Source organism: Ferruginibacter profundus (assembly GCF_054783275.1).
In genome coordinates this window covers 1-516 of the sequence record NZ_BAAGQW010000029.1, presented here as the reverse complement: position 1 = coordinate 516, position 516 = coordinate 1, and the positions used below count along the sequence as shown (strand labels likewise).

General features: G+C 39.3%; 1 protein-coding gene. It reads left to right on the top strand.

Annotated elements, in window-relative coordinates:
• Positions 1-106: 106 nt before the first annotated feature.
• A complete protein-coding gene (locus ACYVM0_RS27020; RefSeq protein ID WP_460562629.1) occupies positions 107-289 on the top strand; it encodes a hypothetical protein in 183 nt (60 codons plus the stop codon).
• Positions 290-516 lie beyond the last annotated feature (227 nt).

The following is a 516-nucleotide window of genomic DNA, read 5'->3' as shown; positions in this document are numbered from 1 at the left end:
AATGGAATGGAATGGAATGGAAACAACCCGAATGGAATGGAATGTAATGGAGAGTAAGGGAGTTGAATAGAATCAATCCGAATGGAATGGAATGGAATGGAATGGAATGGAATCAACCCGAGTGCAATGGAATGGAGAGGAATGGAATGGAATGGAATGGAATGGATTCAACTTGAATGGAATGGAAAGAATGGAATCAACACGAGTGGAAGGGCATGGATTGGAATGGAATAGAATGGAATGGAATGGAAGGGATTGGAATGGACTCGAATGGAATGGACTGCAATAGAAAGGATTCGAATGGAATGAAAAAGAATTGAATGGAATAGAACAGAATGGAATCAAATCGAATGAAATGGAATGGAATAGAAAGGAATGGAATGAAATGGAATGGAAAGGATTCGAATGGAATGGAATCGAATGGAATGGAATCGAACGGAATGGAATAAAATGGAAGAAAACTGGCAAGAAATGGAATCGAAATGAATGGAGTGAGTGGAGTGGATTAGTGTGGAA

Excerpts from the sequence above, each read along its gene's own strand:
- ACYVM0_RS27020 (WP_460562629.1), top strand. The coding sequence starts at position 107 with ATGGAATCAACCCGAGTGCAATGGAATGGAGAGGAATGGAATGGAATG.